We start from the raw sequence: 22,127 nt of genomic DNA, 5'->3' as shown, positions 1-22,127 counted from the left end.
AGAATAAGAGTGGAACCAGTAAATTGTCGGACCCTTTAACATATTACGTTTGCGCATTGACAGCCGTATTCATCACTGGATTGTCGAAAGGTGGGTTTGCCGGTATCGGCGTACTTGCTATGCCACTACTGTCATTGTCGGTGGACCCTCTTATGGCTGCAGGCATTATGTTACCAATCTTAATCGTACAGGACTTTCATGCTGTCACAGCATTCCGTCGTCATTTCGATGCCACGGTTTTAAAAGTCATGCTGCCAGGGATGGCTGCCGGCGTCCTCACTGGATTTGCATTTGCCGAAATAGTAAACACCACCCTGGTGCTGGGTGCGGTAGGTGTGATTTCCATTATTTTCGGTACTCAAAAATTACTGAATATCGGAGCTTCAAATGTAATCAACCCAAGTAACAATATCATCGGTGCATTTCTGGGAATTGTATCTGGCTTTACAAGTCAAATCGCGCACGCCGGTGCTCCGCCATACCAACTTTGGGTTTTGCCAAAACAGTTACCGCGGGACACGCTGGTTGGTACAACAGCAATTTGTTTCACTGCGTTAAACTTAATGAAAGTACCTGCTTTTATTGCTTTGGGGCAGCTTTCCGCCACAAACCTTACTTATTCACTTTACCTGTTACCTTTTGCATTACTATCAACTTTTATTGGAACCAAAATTGTAAAAAAAATAGAACCTGACAGATTCTATTTTTTTATTTATTTTTGTCTTGTTATATTAGGTTTCAAGTTGGTCTTTGAAGCCATTGCGAGTTAATCGTTTTAATTGAAATATAGAGAAATAAGCCGGCAACAAGAGCGATGAGTGCCATCGCGAAAAACGTACTGTGTAAACCGATAAATATAGCTTCTGTGCTTACATCGAATTCGCCAGCACCATAATTTTCAACAGCACGCACACAGGACAGACATTCTTCTCCAGTCAGGTTAAACACAATACCCAAAACAGCGGCTCCAATAGCATTACCCAGATTTCTGGCGAAGACATGCGCACCTGACACCGTACCACGCTCAGAATAATCTGCACATTCCTGAACGATTATCATACATGTGCTCGTTATTAAGCCCATACCAAAACCGCAAGTCAGTGAGCCGATGAATGGCAAAAACCAAAAGGAATCAGAGTCAAGAGTTGTATAAAGGATAGTTCCGGTAAACAGTGCGACGGCCCCTGCAATAAGTGACGTTTTAAACTTGTGCTGCCTGACCAGTGTTCCGGAATATGTTGCGCCCACAGGCCAGCCCATAGCAACTGCTGTAACAGCAAATCCAGCCAGAACCGGACTACCATTCATTACTTTTTGAATGAACAAAGGGATAAAAATACTTATTCCAACAGTGGCCATACAACCGAACATTGTCGCCATATTTGGATATATAATTTGTGGCCGGAACCATATCTTAAAGTTGATGAAAGGAAACGCTATCTTCTTGGAGTGGCAATGGTAGGTGAACGTCGATAGTGCGCAAAAAACGAAAAGTAGAATAGATATCGAAATGTCGCCAGTTCCAATCGACAACAGGAATAAAAGGAAGGTCAACGTCGAAAATGAAAATGTAATTGAGCCTGTAGTATCAAAATACCTTTGTTTTTTAACATCCCCTTTCAGGAAAAAAACAAATCCAACCATTGCAATTACACTTAATGGTGTACTGACCCAGAAAATCCAGGCCCAATCGTAGTTTGATACAATGAATCCACCAATCAGTGGACCGGCTATGGATGATGATGCCCACACACTTGCTATAGATGCCTGTGCTTTCGCTCTCTCACTGATGTCGAACAAATCTCCTACAATAGTGATACAGACAGGTAAAATAGCACCGGCACCAATGCCCTGGATAAACCGGAAAATGACAAGTTGAATCATTGACTCTGAAAAGCCGCAAAGGACAGATGCAGTCATAAAAATGAATAAGCCGGATACTATAGGTAACTTTCTGCCATATAAATCCGTAAGTTGTCCGAAAATTACCGCTGAGGTTGTTTGCGCGATTAAGAATGCGGAAAAAACCCACGAGTAAAGTTCAAAACCGTTCAGGTCGTTTATAATTCCGGGCATAGCAGTCGAGACAACTGTAGCCTCTACCGCTATATTGAGAATAGCTACCAGCACAAAAATTAGAATAAATAAACGGTTCAAATCCAATTAACCTCTATCTTGAATAAAAAAAAGAATGCCTGAGAAGCATTCTTTTTAAATAAATAACGACTATGATCAAACGATGTCGATGTGCAGTAGTGGATGGCCTTCAACCTTCCCTGTGATATGGTCTCCCCGAACTACCGGCCCAACTCCAGCCGGCGTACCTGTATAAATGAGATCACCTGGTTGCAACTCGTATTGTTCTGATAATTTTGAAATTATTTCGGCACAGTTCCAGATTAATTGCTCAAGATCACCCCGTTGTTTTGTTACTCCATTTACTTCGAGTGAAATCTCACCTGTTACAGGTAACTCACCTTCAAGGAGCTTTATTCCCCCGATGGGTGCTGACTGGTCAAACGACTTACCGATTTCCCATGGGCGCCCGGCATCTCTCGCCTGAATCTGAAGGTCGCGTCGTGTGAAGTCAATTCCAACTGCCGTCCCCAAAACATGCCTGGCAGCGTCTTCCACCTTGATATTATTTCCCCCCAAACCAATAGCCAGTACCAGTTCAATTTCAAATTGAAAATCCGAAGTCAGTGTGGGGTACTTAACCTGACTTCCATCCTGCACAATGCAGTCTGTTGGCTTTTGAAAAAAGAATGGGGGCTTACGAACATCGCCTCCCATTTCTTTTATGTGCTCAATATAGTTTCGCCCCACGCAATATATTCTTCTGACAGGAAAGCGTTTGTCAGTGCCAAGAACCGGCACATCAGTAATTTCAGGTATATTTATGATATGCATAGTCAATTTAACCTCTTAGTTCGCGATAGAAATCTAACTTTTCCTGAACGACCTGGTCAGAATAAGCAAAGAGAACTGAATCTGAAGTTGCAGAAAGGGTAATCTTGTACCAACTTGGAACAACGAATATGTCCTTGGGTTTGTAAGTAAACGTTAACTCACCTATGGTCACGCTACCCTCGCCTTCCACCACATTAAATACCGTCCCTGCAGTTGATCTAAATGGCTTTGTTGAGAATCCTTTGGGAAGTAAACGCATAGATGTTGAAATGGTGGGCATTGCAGACTCACCATTAAGCGGATTAATGTAATTCATTTTGAAACCGTGACACGGGTCCGGGTCACGAAAGCGCGTTAGCTTATGCAAGGCTTCAACAGTACGTGCATACGGGTAATTGAAAATCGGAGAAGTTTTGGAATTATGCGAATAGCCATCCGGCAACATGTTGATCCCAACTTCGGCCATCGTCGCACCTTCGGGTTTTAACGTTGGGTGAGACATTTCCGGATAGTTAGCCCGGAATGATGCACTAAAGGTATTCACCATGTGCATATCCAAACCGTCAATCCACACCATAAGATCGTCAGACTCATTACCATGATCATGCCAAGTCATACTTGGCGTGATAACGAAGTCCCCCACCTCCATCATTGTTTTCTCACCGGCAATAGCGGAATAAGCGCCACTTCCTTCCACAACAAACCGTAAGGCAGATGCAACATGCTTATGTGCAGGCGCAATTTCGCCAGGCTTAATGATTTGCAGTCCACAAAACAGACTGGGGGTAATCTTGGACTGACCGGGTAATCCGGGGTTTTCTAACACCATCACCCGCCGTTCAGATTCTTCGGTTCCGATCAGGTCACACGCCTCCATAAGGTAAGGGCGAACTTTCTCGTACGAGAAATGTGCTGGTAAAGCTGTTTTTTTCGGTTCTTCAGTAACCAGACCATGTAAAACGCGCCATAAAGGGGCCAGATTCTCTTCTTTTGCGCGCTCGTAAAAACCCATGCGGCCTTTCTCGGCTTCCCGATTTACGGTTTCAACCATGCCATCAAATTCATTTGTCATGCATTTCCTCCTCAATGCAGTTCGCCAGTACACCGACCGCTTCGATATCTATTTCTAAAAGATCCCCACTTTTCATCCAGAGTGGAGGTGTTCTTTTTCCTCCTACGCCACCTGGCGTGCCAGTGGCAATCACGTCTCCGGGTTTTAACTCAGTAAATGAGGAGCAATAAGCTATGATTTCGGGAATACTGAAAATGAGCTGATCGGTGGTAGCGCGTTGAACTTCCTTGCCATTTAATCGCGTGACAAGAGTTAGAGGTCTGCCATCCTCAATCTCATCCCGTGTAACCATCCACGGACCAAAAGCGCCAGTAGCGGGGAAATTTTTACCCGGCGTCCATTGGGATGTATGATGCTGCCAGTCTCGGATAGTCGCATCGCAATAAGGGGCATACCCTGCCACATGTGACCATGCATCTTCGACAGCAATTCTTCGCCCTCCTTTTCCGATTATAATCGCCAGCTCACCTTCAAAATCCAGTTGTTCTGACTCTAGTGGCACGACAATCGGTTTATTATGAGCAACCTGAGAATCTGCGAACCTGGTAAATACGGTAGGATGTTCAGAATTTTTCCGGCCAGTTTCTTTGCGATGGTCATGGTAAGCAATGCCAATACAAAAAATTTTATCCGGATTGGGCACAACTGGCAGCAGCTCAATTTCTTCAAGACTTACTTTTACATAGTCTTTATTTGGACTCAGATGTATAGCATTGCCTGCAAGTGCGGCTTTTAAGGTAGGCGCATTACAGGTTAAATCAACCACCTCGTTGTCTTCAGTAACTGCGCCCCATTTCTGGACACCATCATGTATATAACTAACAATCTTCATTGATAGACTCCTGTTGTTTTACAAAAGCATGAATTGCAGCCTTAGCAAAAGCAGCATCGAGATGCGGGGGAGCTCCTCCCACTCCAACAGCACCCACGCATATGCCATCAATCATGACAGGCTCACCGCCCTCAATTGGAGTGTGTGGTAGCTTGAGCATTGAGAAGCGTCCATTATTTAACGGCTCTTCGAAGAAAGTTGTCGAATGACCACCCTCTGCTGAGCTTCTCGCTTTATCAAAGGCCCCCTGTGCACTAAAAAGAGGGGCGCCGTCCATCCGCGCCATTGACTGAAGATAGGTAGAGCTATCCACCACGGCTACAGAAACCGGGAAGCTTCCTTCATGCTCCATGGAAGCCTTACATACAGCCTCAACCAGAAATTTTGCATCATCCAGAGACAGTGATTTTTTCTCTAACATTATTTGACGTCCTCCCTGCCCAGAGGAAAGCGCGCGAAAAATTCGTCGACCACCTGGTTATAATGGTCAGGTTCCTCAAAGTAAGAAGAATGACCACTTTCAGGAAACGTGTAGACCTCCGCGCCCGGAATATGCTGAGCAGCTATTTTATGAGTCTCCCCCCCCAACAATTTGTTTTTCATACCTCCCATTACCAGAGTCGGAACACTGTATTCAGAGAAATCGTCAGGCATCAATCTCAATTCTTCGTCTGTAATATGAGATGTATCAACCTGTTGATTCTGACGTGCGAGCATTTGATATAAAGTAATGAGTTCCGGATATTTATTGACAAACTCTTCTGTGAAACCAAGCTGAGTTGGTGCAACAGTTTCGCCTGCACCTGCTCTTTTGAAAGTTCTCGATACGTTTTGAAGAGCAGCATGATGAGGACCATAAGCAGGTGTAGGAGACCCTGACAGCACGAGGGCATTGACTCTGTCAGGCTCTCTTACCGCGAGAGGAAGCCCCGCCCATGCGCCCATTGATTGACAGACTATATTTACAGGCCCGGTTGCTTCTGCATCCAGAACACGACAGAGGTCATCAGGTAAATCCCGCTGATGAAATGTGCCGGGTTCGCAAATAGAATGACCGAAGCCACGCATATCCATACAAATTACACGGTATTTTTGTGAGAAGTACTGAACCTGTCTGAAAAACACCAGTGAGTTCGCTCCGGCACCATGAACAAATACCAACTCAGGGCCTTCACCACAAACGTCATAGTACACACGCGCGTTTTTAACATTTAAATAAGGCATTATCCGAGGGGTCCCATGAATGTTGGTTGAGCAGAAACATCATCCAGACTCTCAATCTCATCAGGCCAGGACTGATTGGGAGTGAATTCGATTGACGGTGCATCATGTCTGAGGTTTCCAAAAACAATTTCGATCGCGACCTTATCAGGCCCCTGCACCCAGAAACTGTAGGAATTCCCTTTTGATAGTGCACCTGGCAACTTTACTATTCGCACATCCCGGCTTTGCAGATATTTATGCGCCGCGAGAAACTGCTGATATGATGCGACAGTGAAAGTACAGGCAGCACCTACATGAAACTCTTCAAGTAGCCCTTTTTGTACTAATACCAGGGAGCTAAACTCTGCAGTATTTCGCAGGAAGATTACCTTGCATCCGTTAATCTCTGTGCGTTCCGAAACTTTCATACCCAGAGTTTCACAATAGAAGCTCAGACTCTCTTCAGGATCCTGGACCGGCAATAAAACCCTGACCAGACTTGTTAATTTGAAGGGCTGATGTAGCAGGACCCCGTCAACATCAAATGTTTCAGTTCTTTCTTCTTCGAACCGGTAGCCATCGAGACTTTGCCCCTGCTCCAAAACATCCTTAACTTCCTGATATTCTGAAATTTGTGGTAAGGGTGGTAAATCGTGAAATGCCCTGTTGTACATACATTCGGGCTTACTTCTGCCATCCCATCCAACTTGCTCCATCCCATAAAAGATTTCATTAACATATCCGTCCGGGCAGTAAGCGTAAGCGTGCCAGTTTGAACCTGGCGCATCGCGGCCAATTCGCCTGAGCTTTGCATTTTTATCAAGGAAATCGACACCATCGACTACCTGCTTCAACGAACCTATTTGCCACGAAACCTGATTTACCAAAGCACCTTTACGTTCTGGTTCGCGGGTATCGACAAGTTCCTGTGGCCCAATTACTAATGTATGATGATCATGGGCACAACGAATGAAGTATCCCTTAGCAAACTCCGGCGCAAGCCCCGGAACCCGTGTAGAAAAATCATCTTCATCACTCAGAGTCAGTCCCAAGTCATTTGTAAGAAAATTTATTGTCCCCTGAAGATCATTCGTGTGATAACCAAAATGTCCGAGTCGATCTATTTTGAAAGGCTGATTCAAGCGAAGCCCGCCCACATTAAAACTCATATCAATTACCTCTTATTAATAGTTAGAGAACAGTTGCGCTTTAAGGCTTAACAACGCATCGTTAATTTGTGAGAAGGAACCGCTGCCGAACGCGTAGAAATCTGGCCTGACAAGCACAAACGCAGCGTCGTTATTTTCTAGAAACGTTTGATAAATGCCTTCGATATCTTCATATGCATACTGACTCTCCGGCTCATTGAAAACTGCAATATCAATCGCTAACCGGGTAATGACTTTCGTCGATTCTTCATTAAGGAATGTGGATGGGTCTTTAGCACACCAAAGTTGGAAGCCGCTCCCAATCAAATCATCACCTCTACCCGCTTTTCCATTTTTTCCAACGGTTCCCTGAGGAGTCATCTTTCCTGCAATACTCGTTTCTTGTGAGGACTTTTCGAAGTACAAAATACCTGAAGACAATGAAGGCAAATCTGGCGGCGTAAAACTGCCCCTTTCCCTCATGGCTGAATCTCTTTTCTCAGCTTCGGACGGGTCAACGATATTCACTTGTCTTGAAAGCATATCGGACCCCATGATTATCGTTGACGCATGAGGCATTCGTTCAGATTGGTAGGTATCAAGTAACTTCTCTGAACTTCTTTCAGACAGTACCTCAATGAGCTTCCATCCCAGATTTCTGCCATCACGAATGGCGGCACAACCACCTTGCCCCATATAAGGTGGCATCGTATGTGCCGCATCACCTGCGATAAAAATTCTGTCTTTTCTCCACTGCTGGGTTATTCGTGTGTGATAGTGATAGACAACTTGACGCATAATATTCACATCATCACTGCCTAGCCCATGCTCCTTGGTAAGAAAGTCCCAGGCAACAGACGGATCTGTAACATCCTCGTCAGTTTCACCTTCCATAACTCTGAATTCCAGGCGCAGATATTTTTCACCGATAGGCATGTACATATGCGGCCGGGAAGGGTCCATGAAGATTGCAAGCTTGTGAAATTTTTCGGGAAGTGGCCTTTTTAGCTCTGCATCAAAGTTTAACCAGCGCTCGTGCATATCGAAGTCTTTTTGTTCCAGCCCCAAATGGGACCGTACGAAACTTCTGGCACCATCTGTTCCGGCCATATATTTAGCGGTTACCTTTTCAGGATTTCCGACGGCAATCATCCGGTTAGCATCAAAGGGGCTGAACTCAACCGTTACTGAATTCTCGTTTTGTGAGAAATCGAGGACTTCAAATCCTCTCAGTATTCTGACGTTCGGTAGCGACTCCAGTTTGTCCGTAATACCCTTTTCAAAATCGGGCTGAAATATCGAGAGCCTTGTAGGCCAGCCTGCCAGCTTGCCAGGATAGAGCACCTTCATAATGTCTTCGCCATCACGGTCAACAAAATGACACGCATTCTGGATGGTGCTCTGTTCAAAGCCCTTGTCTACATCTGCGCTGGTTGCCTGCACAACTCTGCAGCACTCACCGTCTAAAGTTGTCAATCTTGGTAATGGATAGGGTTCAGGCCACCTTTCAATAACAAGCACATTATATCCGGCAGCGCCCACGGTTGAAGCCAGAACCTCTCCAGCAGGTCCACACCCGATTACAATTAAATCGTATTCCTGATTCATTCATTCAGTCCTAAAAGTTAAAGGAATGTGTGGAAAATAACCGCCCATTTAACATTGATCAATCGAACACTTATTATTAATATCATCACTAAAAATGATTACGATTTATTTAGTAGGGATAAAAAATATGGATAGAAAGCGTGTGGAGCGGATGGATCTTAACCTTCTGCAGATATTCGACCAGGTGATGATTGAGCGGCACGTGACCCGGGCAGCAGAAAGCCTTGGATTGACACAGTCAGCTGTCAGTAATGCAATTGTCAAACTAAGAGATGAATTACAAGATACACTTTTTGTCAAAGTGCCGAAGGGAGTAGAACCCACTCCGAAAGCGTCTGCACTGTGGCCAGATGTTCATACAGCCTTGGCGCAATTAAAGAAGTCGATGAGGATTAATGTGTTCGACCCGCATACATCAAAGACTGAATTTAGGGTTTCAATGACAGACTTGTCCGCGAGTTTGCTTACTCCATTTTTATACAAATCTATGCAAAAAAATGGTCCATCTACAAAGCTTTTTTTAGTACAGGATGATTCCGAACTGACGGACGGCAGACTCTCCAGAAGCGAAATAGATTTTGCAATTTCTGTGCAGGATCCGAAGATGTCAACGCTGGAATGCAGAACACTTTGGAAAGAAAATTATGTAGTAGCAGGCAGAAAAGATCATCCCTTTTTACAGAAAAAAATATCTCTGAAAAAGTTTTGTGAAGCAGAACATTTAGTAATCAATCCGTCAGGCACTGGCTCATATAGACTCCCGATAGACCTGGCGTTGAAAGAAATGAATATGGCCCGAAACATTAAACTGAACGTGAATCAGTTTCTCGTAGCAACAAGAATGCTACGTACCTCAGATCTGCTAGCGGTATTGCCGTCACGACTCGTAAATGATGCTTTTAGACAGAATTGGCTGACATGGCAGCCTCTACCCATTGAGTCCCCGGAATTCTCAGTCAAGTTGATTTATCATCGCAGAAATTCAGCATCAGCATCTACGCTGTGGTTTGTAGATCAGGTCTTCGATGCAATCGAAAAAATGAACGATGATTTAATGTCTGACTAACTTTACCGGGCTTTTAGATGAGTATTTGTCCTTGCATTTGGATCATTATGTTCACATGCATATACTTCGATCATTAATGAAAATAGTGGCAGTAATAAAGGTTTAGGAATGATGTTTTGAGCATACACTTCCAACCCATATTGCCTGCAAATTTTATGTGTCTTTATCGCAAGAACGAGCAATTGCGTTGTTGGTAAGAGGAGCCAGGACCTCCGCCGTTCTGGCTCTTCAGATAGCGTATATTTTACTGTTCAACTAAGTTGGTAATAGAAGAAATCAGTGTCTGAGTTTAGAAGTTATTCACAAAGCCCGTGAACAGAATATGACTGCAGGAACCCACGTTTACTGCGCCTAAGCAGTACAATTTGTCCGGGTATCTTTGTGAAAATTTGGATTCCCAGAGTTGGCATTTCATTCATCTTAACATCACGATTATCGACTCTGAACGAATGGCAAAAATTGCGAAAATACACTTCTCCCGCACCTTAGAAAAAAGCAATCTTTAGCTGCAAAAAAGCTCTTTAATCTCAATAACTGCGTGTAGTTGTCGCATGCGTGTTTGACACGATAACTGTGCGAGTAAACTCGCGCCAAATTAAGGCTAAATTCGCGAAAAATTTTGAGAAATAGAATTTTTACAATTAGTCAGGCCCGATTCCTCTGCAGGCCACGGAAAAAGCGTTACCCCTAGAGTAGGAATATTATGAAATTTGAACAACTCCCCCCGTTACTCCTAGAATAAAATTCTAGGGGTAACGCTTGATTTTTTTCTAGGGGTAACGCTCCGGGAGTGCAGCCTAGCCAGTACATTTTTTCACATTATTTTTGTCAAATGTGTCTTGCATGTCGTGAAATATTTTCATAGATCCGCTTAAAATCTTGTCAAAATTGTGACGAATAATCAGCAAAAAAATTGCTAACAAAACATCAAGTAAATTGAACTAAACAGACTGCATTAGAGGAATTTTTTAAAGAGTGCAACCTAGCACTCTTTGGCAGTAAAAAAACTCTCTCTTTTAACTTATTACGTGCGTATAGTAAATGCATTTTGACTCGAAAACTACGCTAGTACAGTCATGCCAATTTCGAATTGAACTCTCGTAAATTTTTGAGAAATAGAATTTTCACAATTAGTCAGGCCCGATTCCTCTACAGGCCACGGAAAAAGCGTTCTGCCGAAAGAAGACAGTTTTTCATTTTTGACCTACTCCCCACGTTACTCCGAAATCAAAACTTTCGGCAGAACGCTTTATTTTTTTTTCGGTGGAACGCTTTGGAAAGACACCTGACTCAGCACATTTTTTCACAAAGTTTTTGTTGAGCGTGTCTTTTCTCACATTAAAATCCGTTCAGAATATTGGCACACATATAGCGAATAAAAAGTCGAAAAAACAGCCAGACTCCTGTTGGTTAACAAGTACTTTAATTTTGAAGTTAGTCATCTAAAACTTCCCACTCAAAACACCATTTGAAGTCAGAAAAAAATATAAGAAAAATGTGGAAAAATAAATTGCAGAAATAAGAGTGACCTGGAAAGTATTTGCACTGCAACGATGGGCGACATCACAGCTAATCATTTACAATTATAAAGCTTTCCATCATTTGGAAGTTTGCCTACCTAAATATTTTCTTTTTTGCTGCAAATTTTCCTTCCAACTTTGACAACTCACCCATGTGCTTACTAACGAAGTGTGAGCTTAGCTCTCTTCGTATGAATTAGAGTAAAAAAGATTTGCAGCTAATCAGTGATCACTGATACCCAAAGAAAGTCTCAGACTTCATATAAAACTGTTTCATTTTGAGACGGCAGTCTTATGCGTATGTTTGTTTTTAAAACATCAATGAGGCGCACCTTTCTGGACAAAAATATCTAACTAACTGTTATTACATCACTTAAATGTTTATGGAATGTTAAATGCTATTTATCCCAGTGACCTAAGAGAGCTTTTGCTCAGCGTAATCACTCACAAAGGATAACAAAATGAAAAACACATTCTTAAAAGCTGCTGTTCTGTCTGCTGGTCTTGCCTGCTCTACAATTAATAATATCTCTCATGCGGCTCAGGTTGCTACAGATCCGGGTGACTATTCACCATTGCCAGCAGGTATAGATCTCGGGATTCTATATCTGCAGTCTTTCGACAATGATGAGTTTTATGTCGATGGCAAACAGATTGAAAATGGGCCGACGTTAGGCGCAGATATAGGTCTTTTGCGTTGGGTCCACTATATGGAAATCGGTGGATTTATTATCGACCCTCAAATAATTCTACCATTCGGCCAACTGAAACTGGAGGCCGGCGGCAATACAGTAGAAGCATCGGGTATTGGTGATCCTATACTCGGCGCAACGATCTGGTTATACAATAACGCGGCAACAAAGCAAGCCTTCGGATTGACTGGTTTGGTTTCAGTCCCATGGGGTAGTTACGACATTGAAAAAGGACCCGTTAACCTTGGTGAAAACAGAACAAAATTAATCACGCAAGCTGCATTTGTAACACCGCTAACTGAACACTTTTCTCTTCATTTGATTGGTGAATATACATTCTTTGGAGACAACGACGATTTCGGCGCTTCAGGGGTCACCCGGAAGCAGGATGATCAGTACGGTTTTCAGGTACATTTGAACTACCACATTTCTGACTCCACTACTGCGTCGGTTAACTATTATCAGGATTTCGGTGCGGAAACTGAGGTAAACGGTTCCCGACAACAGGATAAACTGAACAGCAATCGTTGGCAGGCAACTCTGCAGCACTTCATCAAGCCCGACCTTCAGGTTCAAATACAATATGGCCGCAGCATCTCTGTAGAAAATGGCTTTTTCGAAAACGACAGACTTAACCTACGTTTTGTTAAAGTGTTCTAACTACATTTCCGCCGGAATAACAGACACCTCATAAGTTCGCAATAAAAACCAAAGTTCGCCTAATAAACTTATTACATTTAATTTACATTTTATGCTAAGTTATAGCTCCATTGAACAGGTATAAGGCTAATCGCCAAATGACCGATTTCAGTTTTCAATCTGGATAATGAGGGCAGTAGTCATGAATAACGAGCTTAGCGTAATTCGTCAGCGATTTGATGAGGGAGATACTCAGGTAGCCGACAGGCTGCCTGACGCTATTCGTGACTCTTGGCTTCGTTGTGCTAACCAGACTATTCAGATGTCCGGGCAGCTTGAATACGCCTATGTTCGTCCTGATAATCTTAAAGAGCTTAAATCTAAAAATTCTCGTTTACTAAACATTTCTAACCGGCATGTTGAACAATTATTTCAAGCTGTTGCTGGTGCTGGCTGGTCTGTTTTACTCACTGATAAAGACTGTACCGCTTTACAAGTCAGGCAAGCAAGTCGACTGAGAAATACCCGAATCGCGTCTGCTTTTCGAGATGGTGTCATATTAAATGAAAGTACTGTAGGCACCACTGCCATGTCGTGTGCATTAAACAGCAAACAGTTCAGCCGGGTTTTCGGTGCAGAACATTATCAACAACAACACAACTCATTTCACTGCGCGGCAGCTCCTGTGTTTGATCATCTTGGCCGACTATGTGGCTCTCTGGACATTACTAACGAAAACTCACTGAATGATATGGCCGTATTTTACATGCTCGAGACATGTGCCAGAAACATCCAAAAATCACTTATATTAGATCTCAATAACAGTTATGTCTTAGAAATCATCCCCTCCTCCGGACAATTTGGTGATATTACAAACTTACTATTGGCTATCACCCCGGATGGAAAAATGACGGGATGTAATGAAGCTGCTTCAACATTTATCACCGACCAACGTCGTTTTTATGAAACCTGTTTTAGCGATTTATTCAGCTCCGACTTTCAAAGCCTGTCTTCACGAAGAGCAATCAACGGCGATCCCTTTTTTCTCACATTACATTCTGGCGTGACTCTCGCGTCGAGGGTAATTAGCTTACCCCACGAAGATAAAAGTCTAGCGCGGTGCAAAGGCAAAATTAAACCTGTCGCCTCTGGTAAAAAAGAACCGGATACCACCTTTGGCGATGAAGGGTTGAAAAATTCTGTTGCACGAGGAGCTAAAGTGCTTAACCGACTACCGGTAATGCTCTACGGAGAGTCTGGAGTAGGTAAGGAAGTGACTGCCAGGCACCTGCATGATGCCAGTCAATGCAGTGGAAAGTTTATTTCTATCAATTGCGCTTCGATCCCTGAAAACCTCATTGAAAGTGAACTATTTGGTTACCAACCGGGCGCTTTTACCGGTGCTGACAAAAAGGGGTTCAAAGGCCGCATTGCCGAAGCCGATAGAGGTACTCTTTTCCTTGATGAAATTGGTGACATGCCTTTGGCCCTGCAGAGCCGGCTGTTGCGGGTCCTTGAAACCCGTGAAGTCAGCCCTTTAGGTTCTGCCCGCGAACATAAAGTTGACTTCCAGCTCATCTGTGCAACTAATGTGGATCTTAAAGTAGCAATCGAAGAAGGCAGGTTTCGCCGGGATCTTTACTTCCGTCTGAAGGGATTTGAAATTCCAATTAAGCCACTGCGTGAGCGAAGCGACAAACTTGCCATCGCCCGCCGTATCTTGAACAAAGACTGTCAGTGTAAAAAGCACCTTAGCGCGGAGGTAGCTGAATTTATCGAGAGGCACACCTGGCCAGGTAATATTCGTGAATTACGTAACGTGCTTCTATACGCTGATGCAATAGGGGAGGAAAGCAAAGAGGTAGCAACCTACGAACTTCCGGAAGAATATCAAAGCTGCCGTGGCATTCTGGTTCAGACACATGAGTCCGCTCCAAAACATACAACATCAGGGCGTCTCTTAGACCAGGCTAGTCAGGATTTGATAAACCAGGTTGTCGAAGACTGTAAGGGCAACATAAGCCAGGCCGCCAAAAAGCTTGGTATATCCCGGGCGACACTTTATCGCAAATTAGCGAAAGAACGTGACACTACTGCCTTAAACTGAGACGCACCAAAATACAGGGTGTTTCACTATGAAACACCTTCCCCACCAGCCCCCTCAAAAAGCTAACAAATACAACAAATTAACTTGAATTTAACTTTTGGCATAATCTCTGCGTTGTTATGTGTAGTGAGTTCTTATCTCGATAACAAAGAAAAAAGGCAAAGATATGTCAGATATAAATAAACAACGCAGGCAGTTTTTGAAACTGGCAACCGCCATCAGTGTTGCCGTTGCTAGCCTCTCTCCTATGCAGGTAATCGCAGGTAAAATTACTGAAGACAATAAGATGGACGCCACTGAGCATGCTGTTTTTACTAAAATGCTCACCACCTCCCTGCCTACGGAAGGCAGTCCTCTCATCCCCCCTGCAAGCTTGCCGGTTATCCCCACCATAGAAGGTGCACTCCTTGCAGGGATGCCGCCTCACATCCGCCAGGGCCTGAATCAAGGCATTCATTACTTCAATCAGGGGCCGCTGAAAAAGTACGGCAAATCATTTAATGAACTCCCTGATGAACAAGCTACAGCCTTTGTTGACGAATGGACCAGCAGTGAAAAAGCTCCACATCGTGCACTTGCAATGGGCTTAAAGAAGCTAACAGTTCTTGCATATTGGGCAATTCCTGACACCTGGACGCCACTAGGCTATGTCGGGCCTGTTTCAGAAAAGTGGAAACTTAAATACCGCGGTGTCACACCAGAGCCAAAAGCATAAAAACAGGCAGGAGAAAAAATGATGTCGAACAAAAATCAGTTAAATGTAAAAACCTCAGAAGATATGACCGCCACTGAATTAAATATCGAAGCTGATGTAGTCATAATCGGCTCAGGCGCTGGTGGAGGAATTAGCGCCTACGAGCTTGCTAAAGCCGGGAAAAAAGTCATTATCCTTGAAGCAGGTCCCTACGTACCTTCAGAGAAATTCACCGAAATGATGGCCGTCTCCATGGCCACCATGTATGAAGGAGAAGGTGCGCAAAGCAATACGGATGGCGATATTACAGTACTTCAGGGACGCTGTGTGGGAGGTTCGACTGTCGTAAATGCAGCTTTATGCTTCCGTACTCCGGACTACTATCTGAAAAAATGGGGCAAGGAGTTTGGGCTTACTAATTTGACGCCTGAAGTAATGCTGCCTTATTTCGAAAAAGTTGAAAAAAATCTCGGCATAACTGAAGTAAAACCTCACGAAACCAGCTCTGGTGCAGAAACAATTAAAAAAGGTCTGAAAGCACTAGATATCCCTTTAGGTCTGGCTCGCCGAAATATCCGCGATTGTGCGATGACAGGTTTCTGCTTCGCTGGCTGCAAAACTGACCGTAAACAATCAATGATGGTGACCTATCTTCCCTGGGCGTGCAACCACGGTGCAGAGATTTATGCTGACACCCGGGTAACGAAAATTTCCGCCGAAAACGGTACAGCCAAAGGCGTCAATGCTGAAGTTATAGATCCTAAAACCGGAGTAACGAAAACACGCTTAAGTGTAAAAGCTCCTATCGTCGTGCTGGCAGCAGGCCCAACCGGTTCGCCCCTTCTGCTTCAACAATCCGGACTGGCAAATTCCAGCGGACAGGTAGGTAAGAACTTTGCTTGTCATCCGTCGTTGTCGGTAACGGCCATTTATGAAAAGAAACTAAACGACTTCCATGGTGCCACACATAGCCTGTTTGATGATCGCCATACCCTGCCGGAAAATGGCGGTTGGATCCAGCTTAATGCCGTACAGGACCCCGTGGAAGCTTCATTTATGGCTGAGCCGGGTACAGGAAAACCCTATGTGCGATACATGCAGAACTATCCAAATTCTACCCGTCTCATCACACTTATCCATGATAAGAATGTCGGCGAGGTCACTATGGAAAATGGCTATAAAGAAATTCGCTATCAAGTAGACGACGAAGATTTTGAAGCCATGAAAAAAGGTCTGAAAGAGAATGCACGGATCTTGTTTGCATCCGGCGCTAAATACCTCTACTTACCCACTTATGACACTCAGCGAATTAACTCTGTAGACGAAATTGACAGTGTTATCGATGCGCTTGAAAACGAGAGCGCCCGATACAGATACACCTCGTTCCATCCTCAGGGCACCTGCCGCATGGGTACCGATAAGTCGAAAACAGTAGTGAATCCCTATGGCGAAACTCACGACATAAAAAACCTTTATGTCGTAGATGCCAGTTTACTGCCAACCTCAATAGGCTATAACCCGTCCGAAACGGTGTATGCCCTCGCCAGCTATATTGCAGACCAAATTAACGAAGCTAACCCGGGTTAAGGATTTTAAAAATGAAATATAACGAAATAAAAGAGCATGATTTTGTTCTGGATTATGATTCCGGTTTCTCAGGCGAATACTTTGATATTAGCGAACCCGCTACTGGCAAAATTTTCGGAACCGTAAGGGGGGCAAGTATTGAGGAAACAAAAAAGATAATTAGCTCTTGTAAACACGCCCAGCCGGACTGGGCTGCCACCACGTTCGAATACAGGGCGGCGATTCTTCGTCGGTTTGCACAAGCTTTGGGGCATCACTGCGAAATGATTCACGCCTGGAACGCCAGAGAGTGCGGTTCAATTCGTCCTAAAAGTGAATGGGAACTTCAGGCTTGCATAGAGCAGGCTTATACGGCTGCTAACCTGGCGCAAGCCCCCAATGGTGAATTGTATCCGTCAACAATGCCCGGGCGGAAAAATATGCGGGTGAAAGTGCCGGTTGGTCTGGTCGGGGTGATTGCGCCCTGGAACTTCCCGCTGTTACTTTCCCTACGTGCTATTCTACCTGCCCTTGCACTGGGAAACACGGTGGTATTGAAACCAGATCCACAGAGTTTTTTCACTGGCGGTGTCATCATAAGTGAATTAATGGCTGAAGCGGGATTACCAGAGAATGTACTCAGACTAATTCCGGGTGGCGCAGAGCCAGGCCAGACGATTGTAGAACACCCGGATACAGGAATGATTGCGTTTACAGGCTCAACGGCCGTTGGTCGTGCTATCGCTCAGCAATGTGCAGGAACATTTAAGAAAACATCGCTGGAATTAGGCGGAAACAATGCGTTCATCGTAATGGCTGATGCCGATATAGAATCAGCCTCATCTTGCGCAGCATGGGGCTCGTTTTTGCATCAGGGTCAAATCTGCATGCAATCGGGCCGGCATATTGTGCATGAGAGCATTGCAGATAAATACGTGGAAGCACTGGCTGCCAGGGCCAACCAGCTCGTCACTGGTAACCCGTTTACAGAACAATGTCATCTGGGTCCGCTCATTAATGCGCAACAGGCTGAAAAGGTCAGGACACTCATTGAAGAATCTGTCGCTATGGGGGCAGAGATCGTGACCGGCGGTACGATAGATACCCAACTGGTGTCCCCTACAGTTCTGAAAAATGTGTCCTCTGATATGCCAGTATTTCAACAGGAGATTTTTGGGCCGGTTGCGCCCGTGGTAACGTTTAAAACGGAACAAGAGGCTATAGCGTTGGCAAATGACACAACCCTTGGGTTGTCGGCTTCAATTCACACGGCAGACAGCGCGCGGGGAGAATATCTGGCGACGTTTATCAATGCCGGAATGGTGCACATTAATGACCAGACCGTTAATAACGAATACCACATTCCTTTTGGAGGGTTGAAAGACTCAGGTGATTCGGGCCGTATTGGCGGACCTGTAAATCTTGATGAATTCACACACACAAAGTGGATTAGTGTGATGAATCAGGGGGTTCAGTATCCTTTCTGAATAATGTAGAAGATTATTTAGGGGGCTGTGTTGCCCCCTTAGTTGTACTAGCTCCTACCCTCTTGAAATTTCTGAAGTAGTGCGTTGGTGATCTCAGGAACCAGATAGCAACAAAGCCTTTATGGTCATAATTACCGAAATCGTGTCAGGCTACTTTATTGATGACGGATGCTTACAAAGAGCGGTTACGGATAAAGTCATATAAGGATAAAGTGGAAGTCCCATCAGAACTTCGTGAAGATGTGCGTTATCCTCAACCTCAAAGATACTTACATTTGCATACTGCCCAGCCACTCTCCACAGATGTACCCAAATGCCTTTCTTTTGTAACTCCTGTGAGTATTCTTTCTCTGTCAATTTGATAGCGTCAAATTCCTCAGAGCTCATGTCCTTAGGGGGGTTGACTATCATCTCTACCTGAAAAAGCATCTTTGAATCTCCTGATTAGTTACTTGCGAACATATTGTGAAAACTTGTCTTCATCTATTTCTACACCCAGTCCCGGCAGCGTTGGAATTTCCACTCCATTATTGGCGTATGTTAGCGGGACTTTTACGATGTCGTCTTTTTGTAACAGAGGCCCGAACATTTCCGTACCCCACTGAATTTTTGGTAGTGCAGCCCATGCGTGTAACGAGGCCACTGTACCAATGGTTCCTTCGAGCATCGTTCCGCCATACAAACCAAAGCCAGCCCCGTGGCACACTGACGCTAAATTCAGTGCTCCGGTAAGTCCGCCGGCTTTTGCTATTTTCAGAGCCACTGCACCGCCGAAACCAGCACGAGATAGATTTACGCCGTCTGTTGCATCCAGAACGGATTCATCGGCCAGGATGGGCATGTGAAACTTTTGAGCCAGACGAGCCAAAGTGGAAAAATCTCTGGCCGGGGTTGGCTGTTCAACCAGGTCGACGCCAACTTCCTGCAATGCAGCCATCGCCAATGATGCGGTAGGCTCATCCCAAGCCTGATTCACGTCTACACGAATACTGATTTCATCACCCAAAGTTGCTTTTATTCTGCCAACGTGGGCAACATCATCCTTATAGTGGCGGGAACCAATTTTTAGTTTGAAAACATTGTGTCTACGTTCTGCGATTAGTGCCCGGGCTTCTTCAATATCTTGCTCCGTATCACCTGATGCAAGTACCCATAAGCATGGAAGGTGTGAATTGCAGGCTCCCCCCAACAATGTGGAAACCGGCACGCCCAGGATTTTTCCCTGCAGGTCGAGTAGTGCCGTTTCAATAGCAGATTTAGCAATAGCATTGCCCCTGCAACTCTTATCTATGGCTAACATCAACTTTTTAATGTTATTTAGAGGCTGATTGAGCAGGTGTTGTACGAAATATGTATCAATATTAAGTTTGATACTTTCAGGACTTTCAGGTCCATATGCGAGACCACCAATGGTCGTACCTTCGCCAACCCCCTCACGCCCTTCATTATCTCTGACACGAACAATTACCATCGACTGAACGGCCATTGATGTCACGGACAATTTGTGTGGCCGTATAGTAGGAATATCGACGATATAAGTTTCGATGTGAGCGATGTAACTCATACTAATTAATCAAGCTCCAAGTTGAACAGACGTAAACTTAGTGTGATTTAAAAGTGGCGACCAATATTGAATTGGTATCAGGCTATACCTTGAGGGTATGGAGCGGTTGTTTAATATGTGTGGCTCGCATCGCAGAACTATCTGAATTTATATTCAGCGGGTATGCACCCTGATATTTTCTATTGCTGCCATTAATACAGGCAGACAGCGCTCTTTCAGGTCCTCCAGTGAAACCCGTAGCGCATTCGTACTTATATTGACGGCACCTATTAAGTGCCCTTTATGATTGAAAGCCGGTGCTGCTAAGGATCTCAGACCCAGTTCCAATTCCTGATCAACAATGCAGTACCCCTGAGCTGAGACTTTCTGCAGTTCAGAGCTCAATAGTGCCTTGTCTTTAACACTAAAACTCGTATAAGAACTAAATGACACACCGTTCAACCACTCTTCCTTCCTATCAGCCCCTAACTGGGCAGCCAAAACCCGTCCCATCGACGTGTATGCAGCGGGCAATCTGATGCCCGCAGAAAGATTAATCGACATTAACCTGTGAGCAGCACTTGAACGTACAACATAGATTATGTCTTGCCCGTCCAGGACAGCCAGTGAACAAGACTCACCAAGTTCTGCAGTCACTTCATGAAGATAATGTTCGACGACAGGTAAATAATCATTGCCTGCGCTATAAGCATATCCAAGCGAAAGTACTTTCGGCGTTAACATGAACAGCCTGCCATCTCTACGAATAAAACCCAGCGAATGAAGCGTCAGCAGAAACCTCCTGGCTTTTGCTCTGTCCATTCCTGCTCTTTCAGCAACTTCCGATAAAGTCATTTGCCGGTGACTGGCATCAAAAGCCTGGATAACTACGAGACCCGAAGCTAACGCACCAACGAAATCGCGATGTTCTGGTGTAATACTTTCGTCTTCCATCTTGTCCTAAAAACTTTGTCGTTTGAAATTTCTGCGGTATGCAGCCCTTCGCCATCCCAGGATGAATTCTATCCAACACGTCCTAACCATGCAGCTAATTATTTTACGCGTTTAAGTATTCGAATACTTAGCTTACAAATCAATAGCTTGAATATGCCACAACAAATGACCGCACAAAATTTTAACAATTTATCTTGACGGTCACAGACAGTATGGCTTATTTTGTTCGCATATTAAATTTTAATTCGCATATCGAACAAAGGAGAGACTGTGACTATATTCAGTTCACTTGCAGAAGCTATTCGCGATGGGGTGAAAGATGGTGATAGCGTTGCGATGGAAGGTTTCACCCACCTTATTCCCTTCGCTGCAGGTCATGAAATTATCCGTCAGGAAAAACGAGATCTGACACTTATACGCATGACACCGGACTTGATTTATGACCAATTGGTTGGTGCCGGGTGCGTAAAAAAACTCATATTTTCATGGGGTGGCAACCCTGGTGTGGGCTCTCTGCACAGAGTTCGCGACGCTATTGAGAACCAGTTCCCCAGGTCACTGGAAACGGTAGAACACAGTCATGCAGCAATGGCTAACGCCTATGAAGCAGGTGCTTCAGGCCTGCCGCTGGCAGTGTTTCGTGGATATGTCGGTAGCGAATTACCCCTTGTGAATAGTCAGATTGCAAAAATAACTTGCCCGTTTTCTGGCGAAGAACTGGCAGCAATTCCCTCTATTCGCCCGGATGTGGGAATCGTTCACGCACAAAGAGCAGACCGCAAGGGCAATGTGCTGGTTGAAGGCATTGTCGGGATACAAAAAGAAGTCGTGCTCTCAGCAAAACACAGCATTGTGACAGTGGAAGAAATTGTGGATGAATTAGAAGCAAGTCCTAATGCCTGCGTACTTCCGTCATGGACCATAAACACCATTGCGGTTGTACCCGGAGGCGCGAAACCATCATACGCTCACGGCTATTACCCGCGGGACAATCAGTATTACAAAGATTGGGACAACATAGCCCGCGACCGTGAGCTGTTCACCGTGTGGCTAAACAACATCGTTTACAAAAAGGGAGAGCAGTAA

The 22,127-nt window shown here is 44.6% G+C and carries 20 protein-coding genes; 8 read left to right on the top strand and 12 right to left on the bottom strand.

The window, feature by feature from the left end:
- Window positions 1-23 precede the first annotated feature (23 nt).
- The gene (locus DS731_RS05660) at window positions 24-770 is read left to right on the top strand and encodes a sulfite exporter TauE/SafE family protein (RefSeq protein WP_119500412.1); all 747 of its coding nucleotides are present in this window, start codon (window positions 24-26) and stop codon (window positions 768-770) included.
- On the opposite strand, the gene DS731_RS05655 is transcribed toward DS731_RS05660, so the two are convergent.
- The 8 genes from DS731_RS05655 to DS731_RS05620 form a co-directional block, all read right to left on the bottom strand.
- Window positions 739-2,157, bottom strand: coding sequence for an MFS transporter (locus tag DS731_RS05655; protein ID WP_232373488.1), 1,419 nt, complete (start codon window positions 2,155-2,157; stop codon window positions 739-741). The genes DS731_RS05660 and DS731_RS05655 overlap by 32 nt on opposite strands.
- A gap of 75 nt (window positions 2,158-2,232) precedes the next feature.
- Window positions 2,233-2,910 (bottom strand): fumarylacetoacetate hydrolase family protein, encoded by a 678-nt coding sequence (locus tag DS731_RS05650; RefSeq protein ID WP_202980709.1) that lies wholly within the window; start codon window positions 2,908-2,910, stop codon window positions 2,233-2,235.
- A gap of 7 nt (window positions 2,911-2,917) precedes the next feature.
- The gene (gene gtdA / locus DS731_RS05645) at window positions 2,918-3,982 is read right to left on the bottom strand and encodes a gentisate 1,2-dioxygenase (protein WP_119500409.1); all 1,065 of its coding nucleotides are present in this window, start codon (window positions 3,980-3,982) and stop codon (window positions 2,918-2,920) included.
- Entirely contained in the window at window positions 3,972-4,814 is an 843-nt protein-coding gene (locus DS731_RS05640) for a fumarylacetoacetate hydrolase family protein (protein WP_119500408.1), read from the bottom strand. The genes gtdA and DS731_RS05640 overlap by 11 nt, the downstream gene beginning before the upstream one ends.
- Window positions 4,801-5,235, bottom strand: a complete 435-nt coding sequence (locus DS731_RS05635) for a GlcG/HbpS family heme-binding protein (RefSeq protein WP_119500407.1) — start codon at window positions 5,233-5,235, stop codon at window positions 4,801-4,803. Before DS731_RS05635 ends, DS731_RS05640 begins: the two co-directional genes overlap by 14 nt.
- Window positions 5,235-6,038 (bottom strand): alpha/beta fold hydrolase, encoded by an 804-nt coding sequence (locus tag DS731_RS05630; RefSeq protein ID WP_119500406.1) that lies wholly within the window; start codon window positions 6,036-6,038, stop codon window positions 5,235-5,237. The genes DS731_RS05635 and DS731_RS05630 overlap by 1 nt, the downstream gene beginning before the upstream one ends.
- The gene (locus tag DS731_RS05625) at window positions 6,038-7,186 is read right to left on the bottom strand and encodes a VOC family protein (protein WP_119500405.1); all 1,149 of its coding nucleotides are present in this window, start codon (window positions 7,184-7,186) and stop codon (window positions 6,038-6,040) included. Before DS731_RS05625 ends, DS731_RS05630 begins: the two co-directional genes overlap by 1 nt.
- A gap of 15 nt (window positions 7,187-7,201) precedes the next feature.
- Window positions 7,202-8,773, bottom strand: coding sequence for a bifunctional 3-(3-hydroxy-phenyl)propionate/3-hydroxycinnamic acid hydroxylase (locus DS731_RS05620; protein ID WP_119500404.1), 1,572 nt, complete (start codon window positions 8,771-8,773; stop codon window positions 7,202-7,204).
- A gap of 127 nt (window positions 8,774-8,900) precedes the next feature.
- Between DS731_RS05620 and DS731_RS05615 the strand changes: the two genes are divergently transcribed.
- Window positions 8,901-9,839: a LysR family transcriptional regulator gene (locus DS731_RS05615; RefSeq protein ID WP_161599105.1), complete on the top strand. Its 939-nt coding sequence runs from the start codon at window positions 8,901-8,903 to the stop codon at window positions 9,837-9,839.
- 1,193 nt (window positions 9,840-11,032) lie between these two features.
- Here DS731_RS05615 and DS731_RS21875 read toward each other — a convergent pair.
- Complete coding sequence (locus tag DS731_RS21875; protein ID WP_161599104.1) at window positions 11,033-11,176, bottom strand: hypothetical protein; 144 nt, start codon at window positions 11,174-11,176, stop codon at window positions 11,033-11,035.
- A gap of 644 nt (window positions 11,177-11,820) precedes the next feature.
- On the opposite strand from DS731_RS21875, the gene DS731_RS05610 reads away from it, so the two are divergent.
- The 5 genes from DS731_RS05610 to DS731_RS05590 all read left to right on the top strand — a co-directional run bounded on the left by DS731_RS05610 (window position 11,821) and on the right by DS731_RS05590 (window position 18,544).
- Window positions 11,821-12,711, top strand: coding sequence for a transporter (locus DS731_RS05610; RefSeq protein ID WP_119500402.1), 891 nt, complete (start codon window positions 11,821-11,823; stop codon window positions 12,709-12,711).
- Window positions 12,712-12,892: 181 nt separating this feature from the next.
- Entirely contained in the window at window positions 12,893-14,797 is a 1,905-nt protein-coding gene (locus DS731_RS05605) for a sigma-54-dependent Fis family transcriptional regulator (RefSeq protein ID WP_161599103.1), read from the top strand.
- A 166-nt stretch (window positions 14,798-14,963) separates the two neighbouring features.
- Window positions 14,964-15,512, top strand: coding sequence for a gluconate 2-dehydrogenase subunit 3 family protein (locus DS731_RS05600; RefSeq protein ID WP_119500400.1), 549 nt, complete (start codon window positions 14,964-14,966; stop codon window positions 15,510-15,512).
- A gap of 18 nt (window positions 15,513-15,530) precedes the next feature.
- Complete coding sequence (locus DS731_RS05595) at window positions 15,531-17,078, top strand: FAD-dependent oxidoreductase (protein WP_119500399.1); 1,548 nt, start codon at window positions 15,531-15,533, stop codon at window positions 17,076-17,078.
- A gap of 11 nt (window positions 17,079-17,089) precedes the next feature.
- On the top strand, window positions 17,090-18,544 hold the full coding sequence (locus tag DS731_RS05590) for an aldehyde dehydrogenase family protein (RefSeq protein ID WP_119500398.1): 1,455 nt from the start codon (window positions 17,090-17,092) through the stop codon (window positions 18,542-18,544).
- A 150-nt stretch (window positions 18,545-18,694) separates the two neighbouring features.
- Here DS731_RS05590 and DS731_RS05585 read toward each other — a convergent pair whose 3' ends face one another.
- From DS731_RS05585 to DS731_RS05575, 3 genes are all read right to left on the bottom strand, one after another.
- On the bottom strand, window positions 18,695-18,931 hold the full coding sequence (locus tag DS731_RS05585; RefSeq protein ID WP_442858451.1) for a muconolactone Delta-isomerase family protein: 237 nt from the start codon (window positions 18,929-18,931) through the stop codon (window positions 18,695-18,697).
- A 61-nt stretch (window positions 18,932-18,992) separates the two neighbouring features.
- On the bottom strand, window positions 18,993-20,108 hold the full coding sequence (locus DS731_RS05580) for a muconate cycloisomerase family protein (RefSeq protein WP_119500396.1): 1,116 nt from the start codon (window positions 20,106-20,108) through the stop codon (window positions 18,993-18,995).
- A 153-nt stretch (window positions 20,109-20,261) separates the two neighbouring features.
- Window positions 20,262-21,041 carry an IclR family transcriptional regulator domain-containing protein gene (locus tag DS731_RS05575; RefSeq protein ID WP_119500395.1) on the bottom strand — a complete coding sequence of 260 codons (780 nt, stop codon included), beginning with the start codon at window positions 21,039-21,041 and terminating at the stop codon, window positions 20,262-20,264.
- 270 nt (window positions 21,042-21,311) lie between these two features.
- Here DS731_RS05575 and DS731_RS05570 point away from each other — a divergent pair, with 270 nt between their 5' ends.
- Window positions 21,312-22,127, top strand: coding sequence for a CoA transferase subunit A (locus DS731_RS05570; protein ID WP_119500394.1), 816 nt, complete (start codon window positions 21,312-21,314; stop codon window positions 22,125-22,127).

The organism is Alteromonas sp. RKMC-009 (genome assembly GCF_003584565.2).
In the GTDB taxonomy this organism is placed as follows: Bacteria; Pseudomonadota; Gammaproteobacteria; order Enterobacterales; family Alteromonadaceae; genus Alteromonas.
The sequence above is the reverse complement of the archived record's forward strand: the minus strand, read 5'-3'. Positions and strand labels throughout refer to the sequence as shown.